At 63.7% G+C, this 20782-nt stretch carries 24 protein-coding genes and 2 pseudogenes; 19 read left to right on the forward strand and 7 right to left on the reverse strand.

Going from position 1 to position 20782, the window contains the following annotated elements; all coding sequences use genetic code 11:
• Positions 1-53 precede the first annotated feature (53 nt).
• On the reverse strand, positions 54-206 hold the full coding sequence (locus KF791_00005; GenBank protein MBX3730956.1) for an entericidin A/B family lipoprotein: 153 nt from the start codon (positions 204-206) through the stop codon (positions 54-56).
• A 91-nt stretch (positions 207-297) separates the two neighbouring features.
• The gene (locus KF791_00010; GenBank protein ID MBX3730957.1) at positions 298-504 is read right to left on the reverse strand and encodes a CsbD family protein; all 207 of its coding nucleotides are present in this window, start codon (positions 502-504) and stop codon (positions 298-300) included.
• 366 nt (positions 505-870) lie between these two features.
• Here KF791_00010 and KF791_00015 point away from each other — a divergent pair, with 366 nt between their 5' ends.
• The 9 genes from KF791_00015 to KF791_00055 all read left to right on the forward strand — a co-directional run bounded on the left by KF791_00015 (position 871) and on the right by KF791_00055 (position 9244).
• Entirely contained in the window at positions 871-1029 is a 159-nt protein-coding gene (locus KF791_00015) for a DUF1328 domain-containing protein (GenBank protein MBX3730958.1), read from the forward strand.
• A 118-nt stretch (positions 1030-1147) separates the two neighbouring features.
• A complete protein-coding gene (locus tag KF791_00020; protein ID MBX3730959.1) occupies positions 1148-1294 on the forward strand; it encodes a lmo0937 family membrane protein in 147 nt (48 codons plus the stop codon).
• A 67-nt stretch (positions 1295-1361) separates the two neighbouring features.
• Positions 1362-1676 (forward strand): DUF883 domain-containing protein, encoded by a 315-nt coding sequence (locus tag KF791_00025; GenBank protein ID MBX3730960.1) that lies wholly within the window; start codon positions 1362-1364, stop codon positions 1674-1676.
• Between the two features lie 105 nt (positions 1677-1781).
• Positions 1782-2171: a phage holin family protein gene (locus KF791_00030; protein ID MBX3730961.1), complete on the forward strand. Its 390-nt coding sequence runs from the start codon at positions 1782-1784 to the stop codon at positions 2169-2171.
• A gap of 554 nt (positions 2172-2725) precedes the next feature.
• Positions 2726-3208, forward strand: coding sequence for an SRPBCC family protein (locus KF791_00035; GenBank protein MBX3730962.1), 483 nt, complete (start codon positions 2726-2728; stop codon positions 3206-3208).
• A gap of 126 nt (positions 3209-3334) precedes the next feature.
• Positions 3335-4411, forward strand: coding sequence for a putative zinc-binding metallopeptidase (locus KF791_00040; protein MBX3730963.1), 1077 nt, complete (start codon positions 3335-3337; stop codon positions 4409-4411).
• Positions 4408-6603: a CHASE3 domain-containing protein gene (locus KF791_00045; GenBank protein MBX3730964.1), complete on the forward strand. Its 2196-nt coding sequence runs from the start codon at positions 4408-4410 to the stop codon at positions 6601-6603. The genes KF791_00040 and KF791_00045 overlap by 4 nt, the downstream gene beginning before the upstream one ends.
• Positions 6600-7748 carry a hybrid sensor histidine kinase/response regulator gene (locus KF791_00050; protein ID MBX3730965.1) on the forward strand — a complete coding sequence of 383 codons (1149 nt, stop codon included), beginning with the start codon at positions 6600-6602 and terminating at the stop codon, positions 7746-7748. The genes KF791_00045 and KF791_00050 overlap by 4 nt, the downstream gene beginning before the upstream one ends.
• Positions 7749-7888: 140 nt before the next feature.
• A complete protein-coding gene (locus KF791_00055) occupies positions 7889-9244 on the forward strand; it encodes a sigma-54-dependent Fis family transcriptional regulator (GenBank protein ID MBX3730966.1) in 1356 nt (451 codons plus the stop codon).
• A gap of 360 nt (positions 9245-9604) precedes the next feature.
• Here KF791_00055 and KF791_00060 read toward each other — a convergent pair whose 3' ends face one another.
• From KF791_00060 to KF791_00070, 3 genes and pseudogenes are all read right to left on the reverse strand, one after another.
• Positions 9605-10129 carry a ferritin-like domain-containing protein gene (locus tag KF791_00060; GenBank protein MBX3730967.1) on the reverse strand — a complete coding sequence of 175 codons (525 nt, stop codon included), beginning with the start codon at positions 10127-10129 and terminating at the stop codon, positions 9605-9607.
• Positions 10130-10302: 173 nt separating this feature from the next.
• A pseudogene (locus KF791_00065) lies at positions 10303-10818 on the reverse strand (DUF3341 domain-containing protein).
• A 43-nt stretch (positions 10819-10861) separates the two neighbouring features.
• On the reverse strand, positions 10862-11779 hold the full coding sequence (locus tag KF791_00070; protein ID MBX3730968.1) for a BON domain-containing protein: 918 nt from the start codon (positions 11777-11779) through the stop codon (positions 10862-10864).
• Positions 11780-12074: 295 nt separating this feature from the next.
• Here KF791_00070 and KF791_00075 point away from each other — a divergent pair, with 295 nt between their 5' ends.
• Together KF791_00075 and KF791_00080 are read left to right on the forward strand one after the other, a co-directional pair.
• Positions 12075-12446: a DUF2934 domain-containing protein gene (locus KF791_00075; protein MBX3730969.1), complete on the forward strand. Its 372-nt coding sequence runs from the start codon at positions 12075-12077 to the stop codon at positions 12444-12446.
• Positions 12447-12953: 507 nt separating this feature from the next.
• The gene (locus KF791_00080; GenBank protein MBX3730970.1) at positions 12954-13157 is read left to right on the forward strand and encodes a hypothetical protein; all 204 of its coding nucleotides are present in this window, start codon (positions 12954-12956) and stop codon (positions 13155-13157) included.
• A 27-nt stretch (positions 13158-13184) separates the two neighbouring features.
• Here KF791_00080 and KF791_00085 read toward each other — a convergent pair whose 3' ends face one another.
• Positions 13185-14411, reverse strand: coding sequence for a transposase (locus KF791_00085; protein MBX3730971.1), 1227 nt, complete (start codon positions 14409-14411; stop codon positions 13185-13187).
• A gap of 379 nt (positions 14412-14790) precedes the next feature.
• Here KF791_00085 and KF791_00090 point away from each other — a divergent pair.
• Together KF791_00090 and KF791_00095 are read left to right on the forward strand one after the other, a co-directional pair.
• Positions 14791-14871, forward strand: a pseudogene (locus KF791_00090) (transposase).
• 74 nt (positions 14872-14945) lie between these two features.
• Positions 14946-15473: a DDE-type integrase/transposase/recombinase gene (locus tag KF791_00095; protein MBX3730972.1), complete on the forward strand. Its 528-nt coding sequence runs from the start codon at positions 14946-14948 to the stop codon at positions 15471-15473.
• Between the two features lie 173 nt (positions 15474-15646).
• Here KF791_00095 and KF791_00100 read toward each other — a convergent pair whose 3' ends face one another.
• The gene (locus KF791_00100) at positions 15647-16633 is read right to left on the reverse strand and encodes an SUMF1/EgtB/PvdO family nonheme iron enzyme (protein MBX3730973.1); all 987 of its coding nucleotides are present in this window, start codon (positions 16631-16633) and stop codon (positions 15647-15649) included.
• 11 nt (positions 16634-16644) lie between these two features.
• Between KF791_00100 and KF791_00105 the strand changes: the two genes are divergently transcribed.
• The 6 genes from KF791_00105 to KF791_00130 all read left to right on the forward strand — a co-directional run bounded on the left by KF791_00105 (position 16645) and on the right by KF791_00130 (position 20715).
• Positions 16645-16791: a hypothetical protein gene (locus KF791_00105; protein ID MBX3730974.1), complete on the forward strand. Its 147-nt coding sequence runs from the start codon at positions 16645-16647 to the stop codon at positions 16789-16791.
• A 259-nt stretch (positions 16792-17050) separates the two neighbouring features.
• The gene (locus KF791_00110) at positions 17051-17272 is read left to right on the forward strand and encodes a DUF433 domain-containing protein (GenBank protein MBX3730975.1); all 222 of its coding nucleotides are present in this window, start codon (positions 17051-17053) and stop codon (positions 17270-17272) included.
• A complete protein-coding gene (locus KF791_00115) occupies positions 17269-17637 on the forward strand; it encodes a DUF5615 family PIN-like protein (protein ID MBX3730976.1) in 369 nt (122 codons plus the stop codon). The genes KF791_00110 and KF791_00115 overlap by 4 nt, the downstream gene beginning before the upstream one ends.
• 122 nt (positions 17638-17759) lie before the next feature.
• Positions 17760-18587, forward strand: coding sequence for a prohibitin family protein (locus KF791_00120; GenBank protein MBX3730977.1), 828 nt, complete (start codon positions 17760-17762; stop codon positions 18585-18587).
• Positions 18588-18594: 7 nt separating this feature from the next.
• Positions 18595-19464 (forward strand): prohibitin family protein, encoded by an 870-nt coding sequence (locus KF791_00125; GenBank protein MBX3730978.1) that lies wholly within the window; start codon positions 18595-18597, stop codon positions 19462-19464.
• A gap of 351 nt (positions 19465-19815) precedes the next feature.
• On the forward strand, positions 19816-20715 hold the full coding sequence (locus tag KF791_00130; protein ID MBX3730979.1) for a DUF2652 domain-containing protein: 900 nt from the start codon (positions 19816-19818) through the stop codon (positions 20713-20715).
• The last annotated feature ends 67 nt before the right edge of the window (positions 20716-20782 follow it).

A 20782-nucleotide genomic window follows, 5' to 3' on the forward strand; every position in this document is an offset into this window, starting at 1 on the left:
TTCAGAATCAGGCCCATTCTCTCTCTTTTCCTTCTCCAGTTGCGAAAGTCGGGCTAATCCACCTTTTCCTGAATCTTTTCCCCGGCATTTTCAACGTCCTTGCCGAAACCCGAAGCCGTGTTTCTGCAGCCGGCCGTGGCCATGCCGACGAGCAGCAGGCCGAATAGGCAGAGGATCAGCCCAACATTGCTTGATGCATTTCTCATGGAGCTCATGGATGTGGTGTTGAATCGTGCGAAGCGGTGATTACGAGCAGGGCGGCGGTTTCCCGCAGGGATTCCGCCGTCCGAGCGGAAACTAGCAGCCGCATGAGCTCTTCTGCGTTTCGCGGAGGACCTCTTCGACGGCATCCCGGGTTTGCCCGGTGCGTCTTTGGATCCGACCCACCAGCTCCTCCTCTTTGCCTTCGACGAACTGCAGGTCGTCGTCCGTGAGTTGGGCCCACTTCTGCTTCAGCTTACCCTTGGCGATGTTCCAATCGCCCTTGATCGTGAGTGTATTCATAATCGTTTCTGGTCAGATGTTTCCTGTGTTTCCGGGTCATCGCCGGAGATCTCGGTTGCCACTCGCAGGACGGATGCCACCCCTGCGACCATCGCCGTTCGTCTCAATTCGGGCGCAAACTGCAATTTCCGGCGCGTTTATCATGCGATGGCCGGCACCTCGCCACTTTGCAAATTGCCTCCGGCATCCGGGTGGCGGGTTGCAGATTGCACGATCCGTAGGGAGACGTTTGAGAAGCCGTCGGCCGAACAAAGGTATGAGCAACGGGTTATGCATTACCTAGCGGTTGGTACGCAACGCGCAGAGGGGGTTGAAGGTTCCTTTTGGACGACGTCTCCAGCATCACACTGACCCCCCCCCACTTCCATGCTCTATTGGACTGTCACCTTTTTGATCGTAGCCCTTGTCGCCGGCGTCCTTGGGTTCGGGACGTTGGCGGGAACCGCAGGGGCCATCGCCAAGGTCTGCCTTGTCATCTTCATCGTGCTATTCCTGGTTTCGATCATCCGAGGACGAAAGGTTTGAACCAACGGAGTCGTACCGGTCGCTCGCCCGATAAATTTGCCTCCGTAACCCGCATGCATAACCCGCTCGAACCGGTAGTCTCCTGGCCGGCGTACTCCACACACCAACCCCGCACACCATGCTCGAAACCATCGCCATCGTCCTGATCATCCTCTGGATCCTCGGCCTGGTCAGTACGTACACCATGGGGGGATTCATCCACGTCCTACTGGTGGTGGCGCTCGTTGTCATCGTGCTCCGGCTCATCCGGGGAAACAAGGTGTAATCGGCGTAGCGCGACGTCCATTTTCATTTCTGATCCTGCAACAGATCACTGAATCATAGACCACATCATGAACGCCAAGTTTGAAACTCCCGACGCACTGCGGCACGACTCCAAAGCGTTGGCTGATGACGCCCGCGAGCTACTCGATGCCACGGCGCACGTGGCCGACAAGAAGGTCACCGAGGCGCGGAAGCGTCTAACCACGGCCCTCGCATCCGTTAAAGAATGCGCCAGGGAGTTGTTTCAGGTCGCCGAGGAGAAGGCCATAGACGGCGCGCGCCAGGCTGACACCGTGGTCCGCGGCCACCCCTATGAATCTATCGCGTTGGCGCTTGGCGTTGGGGCTTTGCTTGGTGTGCTCCTGTCAAGGCGCAGTCATTAGGGGGGCCAGCACCCGGCCTCGAGGCGGCGAACGCCTGCGGTTCAACGCATCGCATCGCGGCTTAATCTCGTTGCCTCCGGGCAACCTGCGGGAGAATCCCAGACCATGATCGATTCTGAAGCGACAGACTCCAACTTGGGGTGGACCACCCTGCGCCTGGCGCAGCACGCGCTGGCAGCCGGGGGGACCCAGCTGGAGTTGTTGATGGTGGAGCTGCAGGAGGAGCGAGAGCGCATGTTCCGTGCCTTTGCGCTCCTGCTCGGGGTGGCGACGCTGGCGTTGCTGGTCGGCATCGCCTTCACGGCATCAGTGGTCGTGGTGCTGTGGCCTGCTTCGCGGGTATGGCCCCTCGCGATTTTGATGGTGGTCTACGCCGGAGGCAGTGCGGTCATATACCGGCGCCTGCAACGCCTGGTGACGAGCTGGGAATCCCTCCCTGAAACCCTTGGTCAACTCCGCCGCGATGGCGCGGCCTTGTCGCGCCGCCTTCAATGAATCCGCGCCACCTGGAGAAGCAACTGCTGCTGACGGAGACGGAGGTGCGCCGCCGGCAGCTTGCGGCTGATTGGTCGACTACCAAGACCCGGCTGGAGTTGAGCATGCGACAGTCCATCAAGCTCGGGGCTTGCGTCCTCGTCGCCGCCGCGGGATTGACGGTTTTCAACCTTATTCGGGGTCCGACGCGTCCCACCAAACGCCGGCTTGGCCGTGGGCGCCAAGTCCTTCTCCGCGGCATTGAACTGGCGGTAGCAATTTGGGCAACGTGGAGGGCTCTCCACGACCGGGCTGAGGTCCAGCACCACCGACAGCCGCTGCGGCCGTAAACCTCGTGACCAGTGCAATTCCAACCGGGCTGATCGAGGAAGACTCGGAGATGCTGCGGGGGTTGACCGGTTTCACCGGTTTGGTCCCGGCGGCGATGCCGGTCCCAGGTCGCCCGGCGGACAGCCCTTCGACTTCCGCGGTGCGCCTTGTGCTCCTGCCCTATGGCTCGGCGCTGACGTGCCGTGACCCAATGAGAACCGGCCGCCGAATGGCGGTAGAAGCCTATGAAGACAATCGAAAAATCAATCACGGTGCGAGTATCCGTAACCCGGGCCTATAACCAATGGACGCAATTTGAGGAATTCCCCCAGTTCATGGAGGGCGTCAAGGAGGTCAAGCAGTTGGACGAAAAGCGTCTGTCTTGGAAAGCGGAGATTGGAGGGAAGGTCAAGGCGTGGGATGCGGAGATCTTCGAGCAAATTCCTGACCGACGCATCGCCTGGCGCAGCATGGGCGGAGCAAAGAACTCGGGTATGGTTAACTTTACCCCCGTCGGCCTCAATGAGACGGAGGTTAGCCTGGCCCTGCACTATGACCCGGAAGGACTGGCCGAGAATCTGGGCGATGCGCTGGGATTGGTGGCGGCCCGGGTGGCGGGCGACCTCAAGCGATTCAAGGACTTCATCGAGTCCCGCGCGGAGCCCGTTGCGGGCTGGCGGGGTGAGATTCAGGGCAAGAGAATCCTGTCCATGGGAAACCCGCCGTAGCCGCCACTCAGCATCCGGGATGCACGCCGCCAGCTTCGGGCGCGGGGTGGCCGACGGGCCGATTCCGGCACGACGCTCAACATTCGGCCCATCCCACCAATTGAAGCTCGTGACCACGGCCCAAGCATGAAGTCCTTCCACTGCGATCATTGTGGCGCCCTGCTGGCCTTCGAAAACGTCCGGTGCCTGAGGTGCGATGTCGCGCTGGGCCTTCTACCTGACCTGCTCGATCTGAGTGCGTTGAAGGCCGAGAAGACCGGGCTGTTTCGGGCGCTGGCGCCAGCCGCAGCCGACCGTTCGTACCGGCGCTGTCCCAATGGGCTGCAGCACGAGGCATGCAATTGGTATGTTCCGGTCGCCGATCCGGAGCCTTTTTGCCTAGCCTGCCGGCTGAACGAGATGATCCCCGATCCCACGGTCGCCGGCAACGGCGAGCGCTGGCTGCGGGTGGAACTGGCCAAGCGTCGGCTCGTCTATACCCTGCTGAGGCTGGGCCTGCCCCTGCATGAGGTCGCTGCAGTGCACTCCCCGGCCCTGCGTTTCCGCTTTCTCGGTGATGTGCCGGGGGCCGCCCAGGTGCTGACCGGTCACGAGGCCGGCGTGATCACGCTCAACATCGCGGAGGCCGATGAGGTCGAGCGTGAGCGCCGCCGCGTAAGCCTTCATGAACCGTTGCGCACCCTCCCGGCGCACTTCCGCCACGAGGCTGGCCACTTCTATTGGGGCCGGCTGGTGGCGAGTTCGGCCTGGCTTGAGCCATTTCGCCAAGTGTTCGGAGACGAGACTGCCGACTATGCCGTCGCCCTCGAAGCATACCATCGGCAGGGACCACCGTTGGAGTGGTTGGAGCGCGGCGTGAGCGCCTACGCCAGCGCGCATCCGTGGGAGGACTGGGCGGAGACGTGGGCGCATTACTTGCACATGGTGGACACCCTCGAGACCGCGGCCGGATTCGGCCTGTCCGTGAAGCCCCGGCATCCGGCGGCCACCCCTTTGGCGGTGGACCCGGGCCCGATCATCCAGTCGCAGGCCGATTTCGACGCCGTGTTTGCCAACTGGCTGCCCTTGACCCTGGCGCTGAACTCGATCAACCGCGGGATGGGCCTGCCGGACCTCTATCCATTTGTCCTCGCACCGGCGGCGGTGGAGAAGCTCCGCTTCGTCCACAGCGTCATCACCGAAGCGGCGGCCGGAAGGACGTGAATTTCCTTTGCCAGATCCCAACGTTTGAGATGCTGGCGGTACGGATGAGAGCCCACCGGTCCCAGCTCTACAGCGCACTGGTGGCGGTGTGGCTCACGCTCTCCATCGCCGGGGTGGTGATGGCGGCCGTGAGCTGGGTCCGGCTGTCGGAGTCGGTGAACGCGGCGGTGGCGGTGAGCAATTTTAACGACACCCTGGACCGCGTGTTTTCCCTGGTCCTCGAAGCCGAGTCCGGACAGCGCGGGTACACCATCACAGGAATCGAGAGCTTCCTGGATCCCTATGAGCTGGCGCTCCAGCGGCTTCCCGGTGAACTGGAGGCACTCACTGAGTTTTCCCTGATCGACCGCGAGCGGCAGCGGAAGGTCCTCGATCTGCGCGTGCTGGTCGAACTCCGCTTGAATCAAATGTTGGAGGTGGTGCAAGCCCGACGCACTCAGGGCTTCCCGGCGGCGGCGTTGCAGATTGTCACAGGCAATGGCGAGGAGACAATGGACCAAATCCGCCTCCAGATTGGCGGTATGCGGCGGGACCGGGTGGGGATTCTGACGCGACACGGCGCCACAACGCGTCAACATCTCAATCGGGCCAACATCACCAGCCTGGTCGCTGGCGTCTTGGGCGTGGGGGCCGGGTTTTTCGCGTTCTTCCTAGCGCGGTTGAGCCTGGACCATGAGCGAATGGAGCGCCAACTGGCCGAATCTAAACTGCAGGCGGAAAAGGACAGCGCGCAGAAGAGCGCCTTCCTCGCGAATATGAGCCATGAAATTCGTACGCCGATGAACGCCATCCTCGGCTTCACCGACCTGCTGTCCGCCGAGGTTCGCGAGCCGCGGCAACGGCGGTACCTGACCTCGATTCGGACGGCATCCGAATCACTCCTCCAGATCATCAACGATGTCCTCGATATGTCCAAGATCGAAGCTGGCGTGGTGGACCTGCACCCCGAGCCGACCGATCCCCGAGAGATCTGCGAGTTCCTTCACAGCGTCTTCTCGGAACAGGCTGCCCGCCGGTCCGTGCAGCTCACGTGCGGCACTGCTGAGGACCTTCCGCGGGCACTGCTCCTCGATCGGACCCGGATTCGGCAGGTGCTTGTGAACCTCGTGGGGAACGCAGTTAAATTCACCGAGCGAGGCTTCATCCGGGTCCATATAATGTCGGAGGCACAGGCGGCCGTCGGCAGCCGGATCACCCTCGTGATCGAAGTGGAGGACACCGGGATCGGCATTCCGAAGGACCGGCTCGACGACGTCTTCAAACCGTTCGCCCAGACCGATCCGCGGCGCCCCCAGGAGCAGGAAGGCACCGGTCTAGGCCTCGCCATCGTGCGGCGGCTCATCGAGCTGATGGGCGGCACCGTCGCCGTCGCGAGCATCGAGGGCCACGGGACCACGTTTCGTGTGCGGATTCCCGACGTCGCGGTCTCCGCCCGGCTGCCGGCCACCCAGCTGCCGGCGTCCAATGCCGCGGTGGATTTCAACGAGTTCCGCCCTGCGACGCTGGTGGTGGCGGACGACAACGCGGTGAACCGAGAACTGATCGAAAGCATCTTCTCACCGACCCACCATGCCCTGCACTTCGGGGTCAACGGGGAGGAAGCTCTGGCGCTGGCGCGTGCGCTCAAGCCCGACGCCGTGCTGCTCGACATCCGGATGCCGCTGCTGGACGGAAGGGAGACCCTGGCAGCGATACGCCAGTCCCCGGGTCTCGAGCTCGTTCCCGTCGTAGCCGTGACCGCCTCCAACCTGGCCGACGACGAGCGGGAGTTCCGCGAGGAATTCGATGGGTACGTTCGCAAACCTTTCACTCCCCGAGCGCTGTTTGAGGAGTTGGCGCAGTTTCTGCCGCGGGCCGAAGTTCCAACGGCCGCGGCCGGTTCCGAACCTCTGCCGCCCACGACCCAGCCCCCCGGAGGCGCGCCGACGTTGCAGCGGGCCGAGCTGGCTGTTGAGTTGCACCGGCTGGAATCCAGCGATTGGCCAACGGTGCGGGACGGAATGTCCATGACCGAGGTGCACGATTTCGCCGCCCGGCTTCGGGGCTTGGGCGAGGACGCCGAATGCGCGCCCTTGGTGGACTACGCCGGAGTTCTGGAGAGTCACGCCATGGCCTATGATATCTCCGCACTGGAACCTGAACTGGCTCGTTTTCCCCAACTGATCAGCCAACTGGAGGCCAACACGGTATGATCCGCCCACCCACTGCCCCGCCGACCACCGCGCCAGCGCCGCCCGCCCGCATCCTGATCGTGGATGATCAGCCGGCGAACTTGCAGGTGCTGGGAGGCATCCTGGGCCTGCAGGGCTACGATGTCGTGCTGGCAGACAATGGGCCCACGGCGCTCAAGCGCCTGAGCCTGAGGCCGCCCGATCTGGTCCTGCTCGACGTCATCATGCCGGGCATGGACGGATTCGACGTCTGCCGGTGTATCCGCGAGCAGCCCGCGTTTACCGATCTGCCGGTCATTTTTCTTTCCGCCGCGGACGATAAAGATCTCACGGTCCGGGCGCTGGAAAGCGGTGCGGTGGACTACGTGACCAAGCCCTTCAACCAGGCGGAGCTGGTGTCCCGCGTGAGGACGCACGTGGCGCTCAAGGCCGCGCGGGACCGGCTGCGGCAGCTGGCGGAGGACAAGGACGAGCTGCTCGGGGTCCTGGCACACGATCTCAAGGGTGCATTGGGCTGCATCCTGATGAGTTCGCAGTTGCTCGTCGAACGTGCGGAAGCGGACCCAAAGTTGCATCGACTCAGCCACAACATTCTGGAGACCGCCGACCGCACCCTGGCGTTCGTGGAACTATTTCTTTCCAACACGGCGGTCGAGCATGCCCTCGCTCTGGAACCTGCCGCGGTACGTTTCGGGGAGCTGGCCGCCGAAGTAGTGCGCGAGCAGACGGCGACGGCACGATTCAAACAGTTGAAGCTGCGGCTGGAGCCACCGGTATCGGATCCCGTCGTCCTGGCCGACCGCGTAGCCCTGCGGCAGGTGCTGGACAACCTGATCGGCAACGCCGTCAAGTTTTCTCCGCCCGGACGCTCGATCTGGGTGACTTTTGCCACCGACGCAGGTCACGCGGAATGCCGAATCCGGGATGAAGGCCCGGGCTTCACACCGGAGGACCGCACCCGGATGTTCCGACGGTACAGCCGCCTTTCCGCCCGGCCCACGGGCAACGAGCCCAGCACGGGTCTGGGGCTAAGCATCGTGAAAAAACTCATGCGTTCGCTGGGTGGGGAACTTCGATGCGACAGCGAAGCCGGCCGCGGTGCCACCTTCACCGTCCGCCTCGCCAGGGCATTGCCCGGAACCGCGAAGGAACCGCAACCTTGTTGACCCCCGATCAACATCGATTGCCAGATGGTTACAACAGCCCATTCCGCCGCCTGGAGTGCAGGCTACACGAGGGGAGACGCACCGATCCCTGCGGTGGCCATCGGTGCTCCTCGCTGGTTTGACCTCATTTCCATTGATCCATGGATTTTCTCGTAATCGACGACGATCGGGCGTTTCGCGACGCCACCAGCTTGCTCATCGAGAGCGACGAGCACTACGCGGAAGGCGCGGAAACAGGGGCCGCTGCGCTGCAACGTCTGAAGGAGGCCAGGTTCGACGTGGCGCTGCTGGACCTCAATCTCGGTCAGGAAAACGGACTCGATGTACTGGACACGTTGACCAAGACCTATCCGCAGTTGCCTGTGGTAATGTTCACGGCGGCCGGCTCGGTCAAGACCGCGGTCGAGGCGATGCGGCGGGGGGCGCAGGACTACCTCGAAAAGCCCTTCACCCGTGAAAAATTCCACACCGTCCTGGCCCGACTGCAGCGGCTGCGTCAACTCGGCCGACGGATCGAACAGCTCGAGGTCGAAGTGCGTGAGGTCCGCTCGCTCCAGCCCGAACCGGTGATGGATTTCAGCACGCCGTTGATGCAGGAGGCGATGCGCGTGCTGCTGCGCGCCGCGCGGTCGCCTGCCTCGATCCTCATCCTCGGTGAAAGCGGTACGGGCAAGAGTGTCGTCGCGCGCATGGTGCATCAGCACAGTCATCTGGCTGACCAGCCGTTTGTGACCCTGAGCTGCCCAAGCCTCTCGCGCGAGCTGCTGGAGAGCGACCTGTTCGGACACGTGAAGGGCGCGTTCACGGGCGCCGTGAAGGACCATTGGGGAAAGGTGAAGGCCGCGTCGGGCGGCACCTTGTTTCTGGACGAGATCGGCGACCTGCCGCTTGAAATTCAGCCCAAGTTGCTGCGCCTGCTGCAGGAGCGGGAATACGAACGCCTGGGCGAGAACATCACCCGCACGGCTGACGTGCGGATCGTCGCCGCCACCAACCGCGACCTGAAACATCGGGTCGCCGAGGGCACGTTCCGGGAGGACTTGTATTACCGGCTGAATGTGATCTCCGTGGAGATGGCTCCGCTGCGGACCCGACCCGAGGATCTGATGCGGTTGGCCAATCATTTCCTGCAGCATTTCGCCGCGCAGTGCGGCCGCCCGTCCATGACGTTCGATCCTGAGGCCGAAGCGGCGGTCCGCGCCTACGCTTGGCCCGGCAATCTGCGGGAGCTGCGCAACGCCATCGAGCGGGCCGCCATCCTCGCGGCGGGCGATCGGCTGTCCGCCAGCGACCTGCCGCTGGAACTGCGGGTGGAGAGCTCGGGCGAAGGGGGCAAGGTCATTCAACCGGGCGCCGCGTGCTCTCTTGAACAGCTCGAGGAGGTTCATATCCGCCGGGTGCTGGCGCAAAGCCCCAGCCTGGTTGAGGCCGCGCAGATTCTGGGCATTGACCAGGCGACGCTGTACCGGAAGCGGAAGAAGCTGGGCTTGGAATGAAAAATCGACGGAATCCTTCCGGGGTTCGGCCTTGGCGACCGATCTGGAACAAGGAGGTGGAGGTTGAAGTCCCCGGGCGACCCGAGCGGGATGGCCGGAATGGGGTCAGGTGCAGCCGCGCACCAGGAAGAGGATGAGAAGAATCGGGAGCGGCACGCCCAGGAGCCACAGGACCGCCCAGCCCACTTTTCCGGCTTGGGCCTGCCGTTGGGATGAAATGCGTATAGTTGCCGCTCCCGATTCGTGTTGAAACCGACGGCCATCCTTACCCCTTGGCCGATTCCACCTGCCGGGTTTTCGGGACCACGGCTGCGGGCTGTTTGCGTCCGGCCCGCTTGCGCGGTGTGGGCGGCGCGTCTTTCACGACGTCCTCGTCCTCGCCTTCGTTCCCGTCTTTGCCTCGCCCTCGGCGGCTGAATTGCAGGTCTTGATTGCAAGCAACGTCAGGTCCTCATCGGCGGCTTTCTCCTGGCCGAGGATTTCCCCGAGGAGCCTCGCAGCCTTTGCGTTACCCAGCTCTTCTGCCCAAGTGCGAAGGCAGCCATAGGAGGCAATCTCGTAGTGCTCCACTTTCTGGGCGGCGCAGATCAGGGCGGCGTTAATCGTGGGCGAATCCTCGTTGTCCGAGGCGATCTCGTCGGCCTCCTTCAAAAGGCCGACGGTCGCCTCGCATTTCGCCTGCCTGGCTTCCTTGCCGAAGATCTGGAACACCTGCTCTACTTTTTGGACGTGCCCTTCGGTTTCGGTGAGGTGCGCCTGGAAGGCGGCTTTGAGTTCCTCGTGAGTTGCCGCCTCCACCATCTTCGGCAAGGCTTTGACAAGGCGATGTTCGGCGTCATACATGTCCGCCAGTTCATCGAGAAGCAGGTTTTCGAGTGTTTTCATGGAAGGATGGGAACCACTGGTACTGTTGAGCATGGGCCGGTCGCGCCCAAAGATCACCGGCTCGGATACATCGGTGCGTTTGCCCGGGCCCGGATCTCCTCGTTTGTGGTCTCGACAACGGGGGGAGCCTCATGGCCGCTGACCGTGCGCTGGGCATCCGCATCCTTGGAAGGAACGCTCGCCTCGCCGGTGCTGGAGATGTCCTTGGCGCCGGCGGCCTCGTAGATCTCCTTCGCGCGGCGGATCTCGTCGGAACTCTCCGCATGAACGGAAATCAGGATGCCGCCGTCCTTGATTTTGCCCTCATAGCGTTTGGCTTCGTACTCAGGAATTCCGAGACCGATCAACCCGCCGGCAATTCCCCCCACCGTTGCGCCGACCGCAGCGCCGCTCAGCGCCGCCATGATCGGACCAGCGGCGAGGAAGGGTCCGACCCCGGGAATGGCGAGCAGGCCGATGCCGGCGAGAAGACCCACCGCACCTCCGACGACGCCGCCTGTACCCGCGCCAGTCGCCGCACCTTCGGGCGCCTTGGTGCTCTTCTCATGGGCAAAGTCCCGCGTGCCGTCCTTGTCGGGCAGCAACACGGATATATCGTTGCTGGTGAACCCGGAACTTCTGAGGCCGTCCACGATGGCTTCCGCCTGGAAACGCGAGGTGGCGAGACAGATGACAGATTTCTTGGACATATGAATTTTATGTTGAAGTGAAATGAGGTGATCAGGAACAGAATCAGTCGCGGATGGCGTCGCGCACAACTTCGAGTTGGTTGTTCACGGATGACGGTTCAACCACGCTTTCGGCGATCTCGACGATGGCACGCGCTTCGGCGTCGGAGTTGACCGGCCCGCGGAGGGTGACGCGACCGTTTCGAGTGATAATCTTGACGTTTCTGGCATTAATCGAAAGCTCGTCACGGTCCAGCACCGCCCTCCGGATCCGGGTGGTGATTGCGATGTCAGTGGTGCTTGTGCCCTGGTCCTCCGGAGTTAGCGTAGTGCGGTCCCGATCGCGGCGGTTGAGCCCGGTGTTGTCGGCCGCCACAGCGTCGGCATCAAAGTATGGCGTCACGCCATATTCCCGGTACACTTCAACAACGTTGGCCGGCTGAAAATTTGCCTCCCACTGGGTGAGATCGAACTCTGGCAGGCTCTTGAGGGACTCCTTGGTGCGATCGAGATGAAGCACTCTGGTCGTGTGATCGTAGTGAAAAGCCGCCGGGGGAACTCCGATCAGGGTCGCGCCCACGCCCAACACACCCCCGGTCGAGACGATCACTTCGACGATGTGCCCGGAAGCCACGTCCAACGCCAGATCGCTCACCTTGCCCAGCTTCTCATCCTGAAGGTTCCGGACCTCGAGGCCGATGACATCGCTGACCCTGGTCACGGGGCCCAGCGGCAGATTCGACTTCATTGCTCCGGAGACAACGTGGGCAGGGACGTTGGCGCGCGGGGGTGCTGATTGATCTGGTTTGTGATCCTCCGCCAGCAGGGGCAGCGCGAGAATGGTACCGGCAATTGCCGGGGACAGTATTCGAAGAGTATTCATAAGAGGTTTATTCGTAACTTTTGTTGAGAGACGCTGGTGCGGGGCGTCCGCCTGACACACCGTGCAATCCAAGAACACATCTTGCAGCGGATGTGCCATTGACTGACTGTATCGGAACACTCTGATGCAACGCTTGTTAACCATTGGCTGGGTGAAATCACCCGGGCGCATTTGCCGCAATCTGCACGGGCCGACCCCGGCTCGCTTGCAGGCTGCATGGAAACGTCGCAGGTGTAGAGCGGGCCGACGCAGCCGGGGTGGACGCCTCGACACCGCGGGGGGCTTGAGTGTGTGGATTCGATGGCAAACTCCCCGTGTCTGGAGCAGTGTCTCGCAAACATCCGGGGGTGTTTCGGCCGCGGTTGTTTGCAGCAACTCGATTTCCAATGGCACCATGGCCGCAAGAAGTTCAACCATTCTGGGCGACTTCAGGACCAGCCGCGCCGGTTGGCACGCGAACCGCTTCGGCAAATCGTCTATGAACGACACCGGCGCAACAGCCACTCCGGATGAGAGAAAGAAATCGGCAAACTCCGATCCGGCAGAGGACCAGAAGAAGGAGATTGCGGAGATCGCCTCCCATGTTTACGAGTTGCGGGAAGGCAAGGAGGGCACTCCGGTCGATGACTGGCTGAAGGCGGAGGCGATTCTTGCCAGAAGGGAGCGCGCGGCCGCAGTTGAACAACCCTTGGTCGACCATTCGACGACCGCGACTGCGCCCAGACAGGACGCAGAGACGCCGCCCGGAGGCGCGTCAACAAATTGAGGCGGAAGAAGAGGAGTCGTAGTAATAAATGCGCTTGCCCGGTCAAGGGCGAGTCGTAACTCAGTCCTTGTCAGATGGTCCGGGCTCAGTGCGGCGGTCGGCAGCTCGGGCGGTTTCGTTGCGTGTGCGAGAACCGGGGAAAGCTGCCAGTTTGAAAGCCCTGAAAGGAATGATGCCGATGAGTGTTCGAGCAACTGCCGCCGGACATCGCGAAGGGCGCAACAAGCGCGCGACTGCGATGGGCGACAGTGCCTCGCCTGGACCAGCGCGCCGCGGTCGCCGAAGCAGTGCGTAGCGTCTTCCTCAGCCTCGCAAGGTTGTTGCAATTGGACGGTCGGTAGAGTGTGGTGGCGGTCGGGTATGAGACGGAGCCTGTGGAACGGTTCCTGATCCTCGTGCGGGAGACCGAATAGCTTTGGCCGATCCCGCGTTGTCCGGAGGCCACCTTTGGTCGGAAGCGAATCGTCTGCTACGACCACGCCGAGCCCCGGACGTGGCGCTATCTGGATGCGTTTGGAACGCGGACCAAGAATCTCTGCGCCCTGCCGCGGGCGCGGTGCAACGCCTGCCGCATGGACGGTTCTGGCGCCGCGGGAGGGCCAGAGAACGCATTTCACCCGGGAGTTTGAGGCCTTTGCCCTGACCCGGAAGCGGGAGATGCCGGTGAAGAAGGCGGGGCAGATTCTGGGCGAGAACAACACGCGCCACTGACGGATGAACGGTGTGCGTGAACGGGGATCACGGGGAGGCATATAGGGCCTGAAGGCGGCCCACGGCGACGTCTTCCGTGAGTCCGTCGCGCAGGACTGCGCGAAGCCATCGGATGAACTTCACGCAGCACTGGGTGGCCCTGCGCGAGGCGCCAACGAGCGTTGTCAGTGGCCGTCCCGCCTTGAGGGCTTGCGCCTGGGCCTCAGTCGTCCGCCGAGTCCGGCGCTGATCTTCCGGCCGGTTCTGGACATCATGTTTGCGCTCCAGATGCTGCTCGTAGGCCAGGAGCAGGTTGTGGGTGATGGCGATCAGGCGGGCCTGAGCGGTCCGCGTCTCCAAGCTGGTGCCCCAAGCCTTGCGCTCGCAGAGCTTGTTCTTGATCTCATCAAACACCTTCTCGATCTCCCAGCGGCGACGGTACAGCTCGGCGATCACCCCCGGGGGCAGATCCGGTTCATTGGTCAGGAACTCGAAGCGCTCCCCGTCCACCGGATTGATGTACACCACGATGCGCAACTCAACGCCCTCGCGTGTCATCACCCGGCGATCCGACTGGACGCCGTGATTGCGCGAATCCTCCCGGTCCCAGTCCCGATCACTGAGCCAGTCATACACCATGTCCTCCTTCACTAGGCTCAGGAAGTATACGGCGCTCTCCTGGCGGCAGCGCTTCCAAAACCGGAGGTTGATCCCCGCCTTGTCGTACACCACCAGGACCCGTCGCCCCCGGACAACGCCCTGGCGCAGTCCGCGGGGTTTGACCCGCTTGAGCGCACTCATGTCGTGCTCGTGCAGACCTTCAGCGGTGGCCAGATGTCGCAGGCTGTCGCGGCGCAGGTTCAGGCTGTAGAAGTGGCCCACCGCCATCTTGGCGCCGTCATGGCGTGGATCATGCGTCGCCGCCCGATGCCAGTGTCCGTCGCAGGCGAAGCATTCGTAGAGGGCCAGTTCCGGGATGTGGGCCAGGCGATCCACCAAGCGCGGGTCCAAAGCCTCAGCCAGTCCGTCGTGCACCGTGTCCAGCAGTTGGCCGCGGCGCGCGCTGCGCAAGGTGTCGAAGTAATTGGTGTGGGAGGGGGTGTGCGCGAAGCGCGTTCCGTGTTCCTGGAGAAACCCTCGCCCGCTGGGTGAGGTCTCCAGCACCCGCTGGATGCCCATGCGGACGAAGTCCAGATCGGAGAACTCCGGGCAGGGACGGGTCGAAGGGCTGTTGAGCACCAGGGGATTGATGGGTGCAAGGAAGAGGTCGTTCACGCGTGGAATATCAGAAGAAGCAGGCATCGAGGTCGATTTTGGGCGACCTGGGCCACGTCAAGCTATTTCTTTGGAATTATACGTTCCACCACGCGATCTTTTTACGGAGAGAACCATCGGCGAACCCCGGCGTCTTCGACGCGCGGAAGCGCCCGCCACGCGCTGCCGCACCCCCGCCACGCCCAAAAACTTCAGCCCACTTCACGTACACCGTTCCGGGAGTTGGATCTCTCGAAAGTGACGCAGGTGGGTGAGGTTGTGCCGAAAAGACGGAGAAGGAATCGGGCTCCTGAAGTAGCATGAAATCCTTGAACAAGCCGCTGGGGAAACCCGTCGCCAATAGGACCCCGCCCTTAAACTCGAAGCCGTTCGGAACTGGATCTCCAGTGGCAAGACCGCGGAGGTCGTCGCCCAGGAGCTGGGCTTGAGCCCGGATCGGCTTTTCGCATGGCGAAGACTCCGGCCTCTGCACGCTCGAGGACGAGGTTCTCGCGGCAGAGGTCCTCGAGATTCACGCCGAAAGCCGCCGGACCTATGGATCTCCTTGCGTCGTGGACGCACTGCGCTCGCGCGGACGTCGTCATGGCCGCAGGCGCATTGCCCGCCTCATGCGCAGCTGGGGGCTCTCCGGGCGCCAAGAGGGGCTGCTACCGCGTCCGAACCACCGACAGCAACCACGACCACCCCATCGCGCCCAACCGTCTGGCGGAAGCTCCCAGCCCCTGCGGGCCCAACCAGATCTGGGTCGCCGACATCCCCTTCATCCCCACCGGTGAAGGCTGGCTCTACCTTGCCGGTATCCTCGACCTCCACAGCCGCAAGGTCGTTGGCTGGACCATGGGCCACAGTATCGACTCGGCCCTGGTGCTTTCGGCCCTCTCCATGTCCCTCCTTCAACGCGGCCCCGCCGCCGGGCTGCTGTTCCACTCGGATCGTGGCATCCGGTATGCCTGCGGAGGGTTTCGCGCAGCTCTGGCAGACGCCGGCCTGGTCCAATCCCTGACACGCGCCGCCGACCGCAGCCGCAACGACGCAGACCGTCTGTGTTCCCCTCCCTGCTGAACTGGCACCAGGCAAACACCGCCGCGCTCAAATCTCGGATCCGGCCTTCCCGGTACAGCCGTCGCCACCGGCGCTCGAACCGGCTCTTGGTGGCGCCGAGCACCCGCGGCCTCAAGCCCGGCTGAAAGCGAAACCCGCAAAACGGCACGCCTTCGCGTGTGACCAGCGATGGATCAGCCAGCAGCAGCTCGTATTCGTGATCGCCCGCATTGACGAAGCCGGACGCATGACCGGCGGCTGGCTGCGACAGTTGGAACGTCGTACGGGCACCCCCCAGCCGGCGCCTTGAGTGCCTGCCGGCTGGAAGGCACGGCAGGTCCGCGATTGCAGGCCGTGACTTTCAGTGGAGCGCCTTGGGCACTCTTTCCTACCGGCCACGGCCTGCGCCGCGTCTTTTCCCCGATCGGCGGGGCGCGGATGACGGGGTTAGGTGATCCCTCTTGGCACTGGCGGCGCAGGACAGAATTCCCACGCCACATCACGCCCGACCACGGCTCGGATACCTTGCGCGCCGACACCAACACCACACGAAACCCGATGTTGTTGTTGCGATACAACGAGAGCAGAAAGCGTGGATCACTATTGAACAACGACCCGCCCCGCAACACGCGCCACTTTTGCTCGCCGTCATACCAATCATCGCACCACTCCCACACGTTGCCGCCCAGATCAAACAGCCCCAACGGATTGCCGGCAAAACTCCCGACGGGCGCCGTTGTCGCAAAGCCATCTCGATAGCTGTCAATGACTGCCAGGTCGTTGAATTGGGTTTTGGTGGATTGATCCGCATAGTTGCCCGCACCCGCTGGTGGGGGCCACTGGGATCCCCACGGGTAGACACCCCCGTTTTTTTTGTCCCGCTCCTTGGGATTGCTGCCGCGTTCGGCGGGCAACCCCACGGCGCGGCTCCATTCCAGGTCCGTTGGCAGGCGGTAGTGCTGTTGGGGCGAGAGGCGGCCGTCGCGATGCTCCAAGCGGGTCAGCCACTCGCAGAATCTCCTGGCGTCTTCCCAACTCACGTTGACGACCGGGCAATCGTCGGTCGGGGTGACCGCCACATTCTGGAAGGAAGGATTCTTCCAGGAGGCATCCGCACCGGGATTGGCCCGGGCGTACGCGGCGTAGTCCTTGATCCGGGTTGCCCAAATGCAGAACAACACATCCGTCCCTGGTGCTGGGCTTCGTGCTCTTTGAGCTCTTCGCCAAACTCCACCTCAAGACGGCACGTCTGGGCCAGCAGACCCTCCAGGACCTGCGCGACAGCTTCCTGCTCGCCCTGGGACGTTGGGAAGAACTGGAGACGCTCTGGAACGGGTGAGCTTCCCCGGCGGCCCGGCTCATCGCCGGGAGCCGTCGTCCTGTTCGTTGCCAAATCAAACTCCGACAATCTCTCGTCCCCGGTGAGGTGTCTCCACGACCAGGGCACCAGGCCGCCCGCCCACTCCAGGGCCCCCGGCCGGTGCCCAAAATTTTGACCCCATCACCTGCCGCGCTTTAATCCCCTCCCCCTTGCGGAATCCCTGCCCGCGAGGGCGCAATACTAGGCTTTGGTAGCAATGGGGGGTACACCTACAACGATGCGACTGGAACGTATCGTGACTGACCCGGAGATTTGCATGGGCAAAGCGACGATCCGTGGCACGCGGATCACCGTTGACTTCGTCCTGCGGCTGATCGGGGACGGCCTGACGCCGGCTGAGATCGTGCGGGACTACCCGGAGCTGACGATGACGGACATCCGGGAAGCGGCGAAGTACGCTGCCTGGCTGGCCAGTGAGCAATGGGCGTCGGTGGCGTGAAGTTCCCGGCCGATCAAGACATTTCTTCCCGCACCGTCGCGTTTCTCCGGCATCTGGGGCACGACGCGGTCCGTGTTTCGGAGCGCCTTCCCAGCAACGCGCCCGATGCGACGATCCTCGCATTGGCCCTGGACGAAGGGAGGATCGTGCTGACGCAGGACATGGACTTCACCGGATTGATTGCCACGAGCGGGCGGAACGCTCCTTCGCTCCTGGTGCTCCGCCTGGGATCGCCGCACGTCGAGCGGGTGAACGAGGTGCTTCAAGCGGTTCTCGCGGGGGTCGAGGAGGCCCTCCCGGGCGGCGCCATTGTCAGTGGTGTGGATGACGAACGGGTGCGGGTCCGACGGCTGCCGATCCAGTGATCAAAGGAGGCTGAGCTCCCCGCGATTTGAGCCTTCCCCCTTCCTTGCGCACTGACCCCCGGGTGGCCGGCTGGCCATTTTCGTTCGCCACCCGGGTTCGATCGTGTTTATTGGGGGGCATCATGTCGCCAACTGGTATTGCCCGCCTGCTTGCCCTGGCCGTGTTCGTGCTGATCCTCACGGTGATCGTTGCATCGGCCGTCTATGTCGTGCCGCCAGGCCACCGCGGGGTGCTCGTGACGCTGGGACGGGTCTCGCCGAACTTTCGGTCCGAGGGCTTCGGACTGAAACCCCCGTTCATCGCCACCGTCATTCCAGTGAGCGTCCGCCAGGCGACCGCCGACATGCAGGCCGCGGTCATCTCAAAGGATCTTCAGGAGGTCCGCACCGGCCTCAAAGTGCTGTACCGCATCCCCGAGCAGTCGGTGGTGTCCATCTACCAGCAATTCAAGGGCGACCCGTTCCTGAGCCTCATCCAGCCGCGCGTGGATGAGGCGATCAAGGAGATCACCAAGGAGCACACCGCGCAGGAAATCGTCCAGGAACGCGCCCGGATCAAGCAGCGAACCCTTGAGAACGCGCGGACCAAGGTGGGCAACCTCCTGGACCTGGCGGATGTCGTGGTGGCCGACATTTCGCTCTCGGAAAACCTGGAGGCCGCGATCGAGCGGAAAATGGTCCAGGAACAGGAGGCCAACAAGGCGGTGTTTGAACAGCAAAAGGCCCAGATTGACGCCCAGATCGCCGTGGTGCGGGCGCGGGGTGAGGCCGAGTCCATCCGCATCCGCGGCGAGGCATTGGCCAGCAATCCCGAGCTCATGGACTTGGAGCTTGTCCGCAAATGGAACGGGCGGACACCCCGGGTGGTCAGCGGCGACGCCACCGGCGCCAGAATGATCCTGCCATTGGGCCCGGCACCCCTTCCGGCGATCTCCGACGCCCGTCCTTGAACCGGCCATGAACCCCCGATACTCCGACTTCCGCCGGCCCCAAGGCGAACTCCCGGTGGCCACCCTGGCCGCCCTCATCGGCGGCGCCGTGCTCGTGATTGTCCTGATCCTGGCGGCCGCCCGGTCCACAACCGTGGTCGAGCCCGGGCACCGAGGGGTTCGCGTGACGCTGGGGCGGGTGTCCCCGGTCTTCGAGCAGGAGGGGTTCCTCGTCAAGGCTCCGTTCATCACGCAAATCCACCAGGTGAGCATCCGGCAGCAGACCGTCGAGTTGAAAACCGAGTGCTATTCCGCCGACCTGCAGCAGGTCCGGGCGTCGGTGCGCATCCTGTTCCGGATACCCGAGGCTTCCGTGGTCACCCTGTTCCGCGATTACAGCGGCGACCCGCTGGCCGCCCTGGTGGCCCCGCGGGTTGTGGAGGCCCTCAAGGAGGTGGCCTCCACCCAGAGTGCAGAGATGATTGTGCAGAACCGGGAGACCATCAAAATGGAGGCCCTCGCCGCGACCCGCCGCAAGATCGGCGAGCTGCCCGGGGGCGGTCCGCTGATCGTAATCGAGGATCTCACCCTCTCCGACCTGGCGTTGTCGGCCGAGCTCAATACCGCCATCGAGCAGAAGATGACCCAGCGGGAGGAGGCGGAGCGCGCGAAGTTTGTTCAGCGACAGGCGGAGATCGAAGCCGAGACGGCCATCATCAAGGGCCGGGGCGAGGCGGAGGCCATTGCCATTCGCGGCCGGGCCCTGCGCGAGAACCCGGCCTTCATCCGGCTCCAGATTGTCGAAAAGTGGGATGGCACCTCACCGCTGGTGGTTGGCGGGGAGGGGGCCACATCGCCGGTCATGATCCCGTTGGGCGATCTCGACAATCGCAAGTGACCGGGGTGCCGGTTGCGAGGCTCGCGCGGTTGCGGTCCGGCTTGACGACGCGGGATCCCTGTCGCGATGTCACCGCCCGGCCCGATTGGGTGAAGGCCGGCGTTTGCGTGAAAGGAATGGTTGGTTGCTTCGACCCATCGGGGTCATGGAATCTCAACGCCGCGCGTGCGGAGCCGGAGCACTCGCCCGATGCCCGTGCCCCCGCCCGCGAGGGCCGGGGCGATCCGCAAGTGCGTTCCTCGCGGCCGTCAAGTGCATTGGTGGCGCCGGTCCCGGCCCGGCCCTGGAGCTTCCGGATGAACTCACGGCCTTCGGCGGCGTCCCGGGTGGCGTGCCGCGCCTCCACAGCCGGTGACTGCCCGACACCATCCACCCCGTCCCGACGGAGGCCCCCGAAAATTCGCCGCCGCGCCGGAGCCCGTCATTCTCGTGCTTGCCGACATCAGCGGCTACACAAGGTTTCTCACGGCGAACGCGAAGAGCCTCGCCCACAGCCAGACCGTGATCACCGAGCTGATCCAGGCGATCGTGCGCCATGCCGAATTGCCTCTGGAGCTGGCCAAGCTGGAGGGAGACGCGGTGTTCTTCGTGGCCCGTCAACCGGGTTGCGATCCGGATGCAGCCATTGCCGCCACGGGTTGGGGGCTGCGGTTGCTGGGCTTCTTCGAGACGTTTCGGAGGTCCCTGCACGCACTGGCCAGCGCGACGACCTGTACCTGTGGCGCATGCACTCATCTGGGCGGTCTCCGGTTGAAGCTGATCGTCCACGCCGGTGTCGCCCTGAACCATGAAGTCGCCGGCCTTCACGAGTGGGCGGGTCCGGACGTCATCCTGGCGCACCGGCTCTTGAAAAACTCGGTGGCATCGCGGGAGTACCTGCTGTTGACCGCCGCGGCGGCGCCGTTTGTGGCGCTGCCGCCAGAGCTGCCGGTGCGCGGGACCGTGGAGCGGTATGCGGACTTTGATCCGGTATGTGCCGCGGTGTTCCACCCGGTCGCGGACGACCGGACGGCCCCGGACGTGCCGACGGCGGTCTTCATGCTGGGCTGGCAATGGAGACTCTGGATGGGGACGGTGGCCGGACCGGCCCGTCGTCACCGCGGGCCGGGTCATCCGCCGCCGCGTTTGGGTTCATTGTTGGCGAGGATCGCCCTCGCCGCAGTGTCGGTGGTCCTCGCACCCATCCTGCTTCCGGTAAACTTTTTCAACGCGCTGCGACGCCGCGCGGGCCTGCCGGTCCGATCCGGATGACGCAAGCCTCGGAATGTTGCGTGCGCCCGCCCGTCGTTTCAGGGCGCATTCGGCTTCGCCGGACGCC

It is taken from the genome of Verrucomicrobiia bacterium (assembly GCA_019634635.1).
Taxonomy (GTDB): Bacteria; Verrucomicrobiota; Verrucomicrobiia; order Limisphaerales; family UBA9464; genus UBA9464.

Coding starts and splice junctions, on each gene's coding strand:
- KF791_00095 (MBX3730972.1), top strand. CDS start 14,946: ATGGATCTCCTTGCGTCGTGGACGCACTGCGCTCGCGCGGACGTCGTC.
- KF791_00020 (MBX3730959.1), top strand. CDS start 1,148: ATGCTCGAAACCATCGCCATCGTCCTGATCATCCTCTGGATCCTCGGC.
- KF791_00015 (MBX3730958.1), top strand. CDS start 871: ATGCTCTATTGGACTGTCACCTTTTTGATCGTAGCCCTTGTCGCCGGC.
- KF791_00005 (MBX3730956.1), bottom strand. CDS start 206: ATGAGAAATGCATCAAGCAATGTTGGGCTGATCCTCTGCCTATTCGGC.
- KF791_00060 (MBX3730967.1), bottom strand. CDS start 10,129: ATGAAAACACTCGAAAACCTGCTTCTCGATGAACTGGCGGACATGTAT.
- KF791_00110 (MBX3730975.1), top strand. CDS start 17,051: ATGCGACTGGAACGTATCGTGACTGACCCGGAGATTTGCATGGGCAAA.
- KF791_00040 (MBX3730963.1), top strand. CDS start 3,335: ATGAAGTCCTTCCACTGCGATCATTGTGGCGCCCTGCTGGCCTTCGAA.
- KF791_00035 (MBX3730962.1), top strand. CDS start 2,726: ATGAAGACAATCGAAAAATCAATCACGGTGCGAGTATCCGTAACCCGG.
- KF791_00030 (MBX3730961.1), top strand. CDS start 1,782: ATGATCGATTCTGAAGCGACAGACTCCAACTTGGGGTGGACCACCCTG.
- KF791_00080 (MBX3730970.1), top strand. CDS start 12,954: ATGCGTTTGGAACGCGGACCAAGAATCTCTGCGCCCTGCCGCGGGCGC.
- KF791_00055 (MBX3730966.1), top strand. CDS start 7,889: ATGGATTTTCTCGTAATCGACGACGATCGGGCGTTTCGCGACGCCACC.
- KF791_00010 (MBX3730957.1), bottom strand. CDS start 504: ATGAATACACTCACGATCAAGGGCGATTGGAACATCGCCAAGGGTAAG.
- KF791_00125 (MBX3730978.1), top strand. CDS start 18,595: ATGAACCCCCGATACTCCGACTTCCGCCGGCCCCAAGGCGAACTCCCG.
- KF791_00075 (MBX3730969.1), top strand. CDS start 12,075: ATGGCCGCAAGAAGTTCAACCATTCTGGGCGACTTCAGGACCAGCCGC.
- KF791_00120 (MBX3730977.1), top strand. CDS start 17,760: ATGTCGCCAACTGGTATTGCCCGCCTGCTTGCCCTGGCCGTGTTCGTG.
- KF791_00025 (MBX3730960.1), top strand. CDS start 1,362: ATGAACGCCAAGTTTGAAACTCCCGACGCACTGCGGCACGACTCCAAA.
- KF791_00050 (MBX3730965.1), top strand. CDS start 6,600: ATGATCCGCCCACCCACTGCCCCGCCGACCACCGCGCCAGCGCCGCCC.
- KF791_00070 (MBX3730968.1), bottom strand. CDS start 11,779: ATGGCACATCCGCTGCAAGATGTGTTCTTGGATTGCACGGTGTGTCAG.